Annotated in this window: 8 protein-coding genes; 5 read left to right on the plus strand and 3 right to left on the minus strand. The window is 72.4% G+C overall.

Annotated features, from left to right (window positions below):
* Positions 1-118: 118 nt before the first annotated feature.
* On the minus strand, positions 119-1,054 hold the full coding sequence (locus ACFE7W_RS13095; RefSeq protein ID WP_375425237.1) for a tetratricopeptide repeat protein: 936 nt from the start codon (positions 1,052-1,054) through the stop codon (positions 119-121).
* Between the two features lie 64 nt (positions 1,055-1,118).
* On the opposite strand from ACFE7W_RS13095, the gene pgm reads away from it, so the two are divergent.
* The 5 genes from pgm to ACFE7W_RS13120 all read left to right on the plus strand — a co-directional run bounded on the left by pgm (position 1,119) and on the right by ACFE7W_RS13120 (position 5,856).
* Complete coding sequence (gene pgm / locus ACFE7W_RS13100; protein ID WP_375425238.1) at positions 1,119-2,750, plus strand: phosphoglucomutase (alpha-D-glucose-1,6-bisphosphate-dependent); 1,632 nt, start codon at positions 1,119-1,121, stop codon at positions 2,748-2,750.
* Between the two features lie 95 nt (positions 2,751-2,845).
* Entirely contained in the window at positions 2,846-3,955 is a 1,110-nt protein-coding gene (locus ACFE7W_RS13105; protein ID WP_375425239.1) for a spore photoproduct lyase family protein, read from the plus strand.
* 97 nt (positions 3,956-4,052) lie between these two features.
* Positions 4,053-5,252, plus strand: coding sequence for an anion permease (locus ACFE7W_RS13110; protein WP_375425240.1), 1,200 nt, complete (start codon positions 4,053-4,055; stop codon positions 5,250-5,252).
* Positions 5,253-5,262: 10 nt separating this feature from the next.
* On the plus strand, positions 5,263-5,547 hold the full coding sequence (locus ACFE7W_RS13115) for a hypothetical protein (protein ID WP_375425241.1): 285 nt from the start codon (positions 5,263-5,265) through the stop codon (positions 5,545-5,547).
* Positions 5,548-5,550: 3 nt separating this feature from the next.
* The gene (locus ACFE7W_RS13120; protein WP_375425242.1) at positions 5,551-5,856 is read left to right on the plus strand and encodes a DUF3349 domain-containing protein; all 306 of its coding nucleotides are present in this window, start codon (positions 5,551-5,553) and stop codon (positions 5,854-5,856) included.
* Between the two features lie 78 nt (positions 5,857-5,934).
* Here the strand turns inward: ACFE7W_RS13120 and ACFE7W_RS13125 are convergent, their stop codons facing one another.
* Complete coding sequence (locus ACFE7W_RS13125; protein WP_375425243.1) at positions 5,935-7,581, minus strand: potassium channel family protein; 1,647 nt, start codon at positions 7,579-7,581, stop codon at positions 5,935-5,937.
* 115 nt (positions 7,582-7,696) lie between these two features.
* Entirely contained in the window at positions 7,697-8,158 is a 462-nt protein-coding gene (locus tag ACFE7W_RS13130; protein WP_375425244.1) for a hypothetical protein, read from the minus strand.
* Positions 8,159-8,167 lie beyond the last annotated feature (9 nt).

The following is an 8,167-nucleotide window of genomic DNA, read 5'->3' on the forward strand; positions in this document are numbered from 1 at the left end:
CCTCCGGGCGGGCGCAACGCGCCTCGCAGGGGTGTGAAGTGACCGTCGGGTGAGCCCCCCGCACGAGGGCGGCTGTGGGCGGGCAGGGCAGGCGAGGCGGGGCCGGGCGGGCGAGGGGTCAGAAGAGGGCGGCCATCAGCTGACGGCGGCCCTTGAGGACGCGCTCGTCGGTGTTGCCGAGGGTCTCGAAGAGGTCCAGCAGCCGGACGCGGGCGGCGTCGCGGTCAGCACCTGCCCGGCCGCGGACCAGGCCGAGCAGCCGGGTGAAGGCCTCGTCGACCAGGCCACTCAGCATCTCCACGTCCGCGGCGGCGAGCTGGTCGGCCAGGGCGTCCGAGGACGCGGCCGCCGCCAGGGCGGCTGGGGGGTCGAGGGTGGCGGCGCGGGCGAACAGGCCGGCCTGGGCGCGACCGGCCTTGGCCTCGGCGTCGTTGGGGTTGGCGGCCAGCAGCGTGTCGAACTCGGCCACGGCGGCGGCGAAGTCGCCGCGCTCCAGCGCCTCGTCTGCGGCGGCGAACCGCGGGTCGGCCGCAGCCTCGTCGGCGGCGTCGTCCGGGACCGCCCCGCCCACCGGCTCGGCCCGGCCGACGATGCCGTTGGCCACGGCGGCGGTGAGCAGCTGGTCGATCGCCGCCTGCACCTCGGCCGGGGGCAGCACTCCCTGGAAGAGCGGGGCGACCCGACCGCCGATCAGGGCGATCACCGTGGGCACGGCCTCCAGCTGCAGCGCCTGCACGATCCCCGGCGCGGTGTCGACGTTCAGCCGGGCCAGCAGGAACTTGCCACCGGCCGCGTTGGCGATCGCGGCCAGCGCGTCGCTCAGCTGCTGGCCGCTGGCGACCCGGGGCGAGTACAGCTCGACGACCACCGGGTGCTTGACCGAGCGTTGGATCGTCTCGGCCTCGAAGGTCTGCTCGGTCACCTCGACCACGTAGCCGGCGCCCGTACCCGCCCCGGAACGGCCGGGCGGGGCCGCGCTGGGCGCAGCCTTGGCACGGGCAGCGAGGGCGGAGAGGTCGACGGCTCCGGCGCGGGAGAAGCTGGACGAAGTCATGGCCCCATCCTGCCGCACCAGCCCGGCCGAGCCCGAACCCGTCCGTGTGGGCAGAATGGCCGGCATGGCCCACAGTCGCGCCGGTCAACCGGCCCTTCCCGAAGACCTCATCGACGTCGATGCCGTCGTCTCGGCGTACTACGACCTGCTCCCCGACCCGACGGACCCCGACCAGCAGGTCGTCTTCGGCACGTCGGGCCACCGGGGCTCGAGCCTGGACGCCGCGTTCAACGACCCGCACATCGCCGCCACCACCCAGGCGATCGTGGAGTACCGGGCCAGCCAGGGGATCACCGGACCGCTCTATCTGGGCAAGGACACCCACGCCCTGTCCGGACCGGCCTGGCGGACCGCCATCGAGGTGCTGCTGGCCAACGGGGTGAACGTGCGCTGCGAGGGCGACGACGACTACACCCCCACCCCCGCGGTCTCCCGGGCCATCGTGGTGCACAACGCGACGGCCTCCCCGGCCCAGCAGGCCGACGGCATCGTGGTCACCCCCTCGCACAACCCGCCCCGCGACGGCGGCTTCAAGTACAACCCCCCGCACGGCGGACCGGCCGACTCCGACGCCACCAGCGTGATCGCCGCCCGGGCCAACGCCCTGCTGGCCGACCCGACCGCGATCAGGCGGCGCCCGTTCGCGGCGGTGAAGAACGACCTGCACCGCTTCGACTACCTCAGCGCCTACTGCCAGGACCTGGCCAACGCGCTGAACCTGGACGCCGTCCGCGAGGCCGGGGTACGCATCGGGGCCGACCCGATGGGTGGCGCCAGCGTCCAGTACTGGGGCTACATCGCCGAGAACCTCGGGCTGGACCTCACGGTGGTGAACGAGAAGGTCGACCCGCAGTGGGCCTTCATGACCCTGGACACCGACGGCAAGATCCGGATGGACTGCTCGTCGCCGAACGCGATGGCCAGCCTGATCGGCAACAAGGACGCCTACGCCATCTCCACCGGGAACGACGCCGACGCCGACCGGCACGGCATCGTCACCCCCGACGCCGGCCTGATGAACCCCAACCACTACCTCGCCGTCGCCATCCAGTACCTCTACGGCCACCGCGACGGTTGGAAGCCCGACGCCGCCGTGGGCAAGACGCTGGTCTCGTCCTCGATGATCGACCGGGTCGCCGCGGGTCTCGGCCGGACGCTGCTCGAGGTGCCGGTGGGCTTCAAGTGGTTCGTGCCGGGGCTGCGCAGCGGCGACATCGCCTTCGGCGGCGAGGAGTCGGCGGGCGCGTCCTTCCTGGCCCTGGACGGCAGCACCTGGACCACCGACAAGGACGGCATCCTGCTGGCCCTGCTGGCCAGCGAGATCACCGCCGTGACGGGGAAGACTCCCAGCGAGCACTACGCCGCGCTGACCGCCGAGCACGGCTCCCCCGCGTACGCGCGGGTGGACGCCCCGGCCAACCGGGAGCAGAAGGCCAAGCTGGCCAAGCTCGACCCGTCGGCGGTCGATGCGACCGAGCTGGCGGGTGAGCCCATCACCGCCAAGCTGACCAGGGCCCCGGGCAACGACGCGGCGATCGGCGGCCTCAAGGTGACGACGGAGTCGGCCTGGTTCGCCGCCCGACCCTCGGGCACCGAGGACGTCTACAAGATCTACGCCGAGTCCTTCCGCGGCGCCGACCACCTCCGCCAGGTGCAGGACGAAGCGCGCGCCGTCGTCTCGGCCACCCTGGGCTGATCCCCTGCCGACTTGTCAGAAACCAGTTGTCCTCCGGGGTAACCCACTTCTGACAAGTCGGAAGATCGAGAGGGCGGGAAACGTTGTCAGGGGTGATGTCAGCAGCCACGATCGACCTGCCCGCCACCCCCACCCCCAGCCGGATCTGGACCCCCAAGCGCGTCCTGGTCACCCGCTCCGCCGCGGACCTGCCGCACACCGCCGAGATCCTGCGGCGCTGTGACGCGGCCGGGGTCGGCGACGTCACGATGCTCGCGAACGACCGGCTGACCGGCCTGCGCGGCGAGACCGAGCGCGAGACGTACGCCCGGTCGAAGACGACCCTGGCCGTGGTGGTGGCGCCGCCCAGCCAGCTGAAGCCCCAGCCGATCCCGCCCAGCGCTGACTGGCGGATCGACCTGGCCAAGGGCTGTCCGGCCCACTGCCAGTACTGCTACCTGGCCGGCTCGCTCTCCGGTCCGCCGGTCACCCGGGTCTACGCCAACCTGGACGACGTGCTGGCCCCCATCGCCACCCACGCCGGCCGGGGCACCATCACCAGCGGCACGCAAGCGCGCGGCCACGAGGGCACCACGTTCGAGCTGTCCTGCTACACCGACCCGCTCGGGATCGAGCACGTCACCGGCTCGCTGGCCGAGGCCGTCCGTCGGGTGGGGGCCGGCCGGTACGGAGACGACGTCTCGCTGAGGTTCACCACCAAGTTCGACGACGTGGCCGAGCTGGCCGGCCTCGACCACCGCCGCCGCAGCCGGGTCCGGTTCTCGGTCAACGCACCGGACCTGGCCCGCCGCTTCGACGGCGGCACCGCTCCGCTCGCGGGTCGGCTGAGCGCGCTCCGGACGCTCGCCCAGGCCGGCTACCCGGTCGGCCTGACCATCGCCCCGGTGATGGCCTACGCGGGCTGGCAGGCCGGCTACGGCGACCTGCTCGACCAGGTCGGGACCGCGGTGGCCGGTGTCCCGGACCTCGACCTGACCGCAGAGATCATCACGCACCGGTTCACCCCGGCCAGCAAGGACGTCCTGCTGGGCTGGTACCCGCAGACCAAGCTCGAGATGGACGAGGACGTCCGGACGCAGAAGCGCTCGAAGTTCGGCGGGGTCAAGTACGTCTACCCGCGGGCCACCATGGCCGAGATGCGGGCCTGGTTCACCACCGAGCTGCCCTCTCGGCTGCCCGCTGCGCCCCTCCTGTACTGGACCTGAGTCGCAACCTCTTCACCCAGATGAACTCTCGGTGAACCTATCCCTCGAGGGCCCTTCCTGGTTGGACCGGGAAGGGCGGAACGCCCAAGATTTTCCTGTGACCGAACCCCTGTTCATCTTGGCCATCGTCATCGTGACGGCACTGGCCTTCGACTTCACCAACGGCTTCCACGACACCGCGAACGCGATGGCCACCTCCATCGCCACCGGTGCCATCAAGCCCAAGGCCGCCGTGGCGCTGTCCGCGGTGCTCAACCTCGTCGGCGCCTTCCTGTCCATTCAGGTCGCTCTGACGGTGAGCAACAAGGTGGTGGCGATCCAGGGCACGAACGGCGCCCCCATCCCCGCCCTGATGGGCACCCCGATCCTGACCATCGTGTTCGCGGGCCTGGTCGGCGGGATCCTCTGGAACCTCGCCACCTGGCTGCTCGGGCTGCCCTCCTCCTCCTCCCACGCCCTGTTCGGGGGCCTGATCGGCGCGGCGATCGCCAGCCTCGGCTTCGGCGGCGTGAAGTGGGACGGCGTGGTCTCCTCGATCATCATCCCGGCGGTCGCCGCGCCGATCGTGGCCGCGCTGGTCGCCGCCGTCGGGACCCGCGTCATCTTCGCCCTGGTCAGCAAGGTCCCCGAGGAGCGGCGCGACCGCTCGTTCCGCTGGGGCCAGATCGGCTCCGCCTCGCTGGTCTCCCTCGCGCACGGCACCAACGACGCCCAGAAGACGATGGGCGTGATCACCCTCGCCCTGATCGCCTACGGCAGCTGGACCGACGTGCACTCCATCCCGCTCTGGGTCAAGGCCGTCTGCGCCCTGGCCATCGCCGGCGGCACCTACATCGGCGGCTGGCGGGTCATCCGCACGCTGGGCAAGGGCCTGGTCGAGATCTCCTCTCCCCAGGGCATGGCCGCCGAGACCGCTTCCGCCGCGGCCATCCTGTCCTCCAGCCACCTCGGTCTGGCCCTGTCCACCACCCACGTGGCCACCGGCTCGATCCTGGGCACCGGCCTCGGCCGCAAGGGCGCCCTGGTCCGTTGGGCCGTCGCCGGTCGGATGGTCATCGCCTGGCTCATCACCCTGCCGGCCGCCGCCATCGTCGGGGCCCTGTGCTGGGAGCTCTCGCACGTCATCAGCGGCTCGCTCGGCGTCGGCATCGTCTTCGCCATCCTGATCGCGGCTGCTGGGCTGATGTTCCGTCACTCGCGCAAGACCCCCGTCACCGCCGACAACGTCAACCACGAGTGGAAGGGTGGTCTGGCTCCGGTCGACGAGCCCGCCGCCCGCCAGACCGTGAACGCCTGAGGAGGCCGGCATGACCGACATCTTGATCAAGTCCCTCGACGCGCTCTGGCAGGTGGCCCTGGTGGGCCTCGTGCTCGGCGCCGGGCTGCCCGCGCTCTTCGCCCTGGGCGTCCGCTCGCTCAACACCGGTCGGCTCGTGACGGCCGGCGGTTCTGGCGCCGGTGCTGAGGATGCGACGAGCACCGCGTCCGCGGCCGGCAAGGCCGGAGCGGCCGTCTGCTTCGCGATCTGCATCCTCGCGGTGGCCTTCGGTATCGTGGTCATCGTCTACGGCAAGCAGCTGTTCGGAGTCTGAGCCATGTCGATGCCTGCATTCCTGTCCTCCGTGGTCGGCTGGCTCCGTGCCGGCTACCCCGAGGGCATCCCGGAGAACGACTACATCCCGCTGGTCGCTGTCCTGGCCCGCCGCCTCTCCCAGGAGGAGGTCCAGGAGGTGGCCGCCGCGCTGGCCCAGTCCGGCGACATGCCGATCGGCAACATCGACATCGGCACGCTGATCACCAAGGTGACCAACGAGCTGCCGCGCGAGGAGGACGTCACCCGCGTCCGCTCCAAGCTGGCCCTGGGCGGGTGGCCGCTGGCCGACCCCCGCCCGGCCCTCTGAGAACTGGTCGGAACTTCTTTCACCAGACCGGTAATGACCGGCCCCCGGGCCACGATGTAGCAGCTGAAGCCGGACGACTTACCTGAACCCCCGAGCAGGCAAATCGTCCGGCTTCGCTATGTCTCGAGCCGGGGTGTCTCGAGCCGGGATGTCTCGGGCTCGGTCGGGGTGAGCCGGGCGGACCGGTGACTTGGTGGCCCGCAGCATCCGGGCCAGGCCGGCCCGGGTGGCCACCAGCGCCAGCCGGTCCCCGCCCACCGCCGGCCGGTCGCTCCAGTCCCAGCGCCACTTCTCCCCCGGCGCGGCCACCGCCAGCAGTTTCGACGCCCCTTCCTCGGCCAGGCTGCTCAGCAGCCGGCCCGGCGCCGACGAGGCCGGGTTGACGGTCACCTCGGTGAACAGCAGCACCCGCCGGCCCACCGGGAAGATCACCTCGCGCCGCCGGCCCAGCGCGGCGGCCGCGAACGCCGGAGCCGCCAGCATCGACACGCTCCGGGTCGCCCCCAGCTCGAGCCGCCGCTCGACCCGCGCCGCCAGCTCGTGGTCGAAGACCCGGGCGACCACCCGGACCCGCGGGTTGACCCCCTTGGCGAGCAGGGCGATCTCCAGGTTCGCCGCCTCGTCGTCGGTCACCGCCAGCACGGCCACGGCCCGTTCGATGCCGGCCACGGCCTGCGCGCCGGCGTCGGTGGCCGGCGCGATCACCACGGGGATCCGTAGCTGCCGCGCCTGGAGCACCCCCGGCGCGTCTTCGGACCGCTCGATCGCCACGACCGGGACGCCGCGGGCCTTGAGCCGGGCCGCGACGGCGCTGCCCACCCGGCCGAGGCCGCAGACCACGACGTGGCGGCGCGGCTTGCCCCGGACCCCGCCCGTGAACGCCGCCAGCCGGGCGCTGATCAGGGCGTCCACGATCAGGGCGGTGATGCCGGCCGAGAGCAGCAGCCCGAACGCCTGGATCAGCACCGCCCCGAAGCGGAAGGCGACGGGTAGCGCGCTGAGATCGCCGCCGCCAGTGGCCGTGGACGCGGTCAGCGCGAGGTAGAGCGCGACCAGCCAGCTGTTGCCGCCGAGGTGGAAGTAGAGCGTGCTCAGGGCGGTCAGCGCGACCAGGCCGATGCCGACGGTACGGGCACGACGGTCCAGCAGCCGTCGCAGCGCCCCGACCAGGCCGCTGCGACGGGCGTCGCTGCGCGACTGCGGCACCAGCTCGGTGCCCAGCACGATGTCGCCGTCGCCGACGGGCAGCACGGCCTCGATGCCGGTCAGCTTGGTGTTGCCGATGACGGCGAGCCGCTCACCGGTGACCTGTTCCCGCGGTCCCGCGGCGACGGTCCGGCCGCCGATCTCGAAGGCCTGGACGTCGGCGGTGGCCAGCGCGGCCGCAACGAAGGCCGGCCCGGCCAGCTCGGCCGACGACAGCAGGGTGCAGTCCCCGATCAGCTCTGACAGCTTGCCGCCCAGCAGCGGGTGGTCATCTCGATCACCCAGCCGGACCCCGGGCGCCAGCTCCTCGATCATCAGCGCGAGCCGCAGCGCCAGCACGTCGTTGTCGCCGAGGATCACCACGGCCTTCGCGGCGCCGACGTCGACGCCGCGCAGGTCGGCCTCACCCACCCGGTGCCGGACGACCACGAGCTGCGCCCCCAGCGCGGAGATGTCGGTCACCGCGTCGAGGTCGACCGCTCCCGACGCCAGCACGACGAGCTGCTCCCCGGCGCGCACCAGCTCCTACACCAGCCGGACGGCCGTGGTGTCGGCACCCACCACCACGATGTGCTGGCGGGAGGTCGCGGGTGCCGTCATGGCCGTCATGCTAGGCCGGTCGGGCGTCCGGGGCTCAGGCCTTGGCGATCGCCCCGCGCCGGGCGGACAGCACGCACTGGACCTGCTGGTCGACCTTCACGTCACTGGCCACGGTCCACTTGTGCTCCGAGCCGGGTTCGGCGCCCTTGACCACAGCCACGCCCCGGGCCACCACGTCCGAGCCCTGCGGCACGATCCAGGAGACCACCACGACGAGGTCGCTGGACTTGCCGCTGGTGTTCTTCACCGTCCCGTTGGCCTTCACGGGCCCCTTGGCGGCGCTGCAGTCGGCCATCGTGGTGTCGGCCGCGATGCCCTTCTCCTTCTTGAGCGTGGGCACGGCGGTGAGCTTGGGCGGCGAGATCACCCCGGTCGACGCCGGGGCGGGCGCCGGGGCCGGCTGCTGGTCGGCCTTGCTGCTGGTACAGCCGGCCAGGCCGGCGACAGCGAGTCCCGCGGCGGCGGTGGCCGCGGCCATGCTCCTCAGTGATGTCATCGCGATCGA

It is taken from the genome of uncultured Friedmanniella sp. (assembly GCF_964244285.1).
Classification (GTDB): Bacteria; Actinomycetota; Actinomycetes; order Propionibacteriales; family Propionibacteriaceae; genus Microlunatus.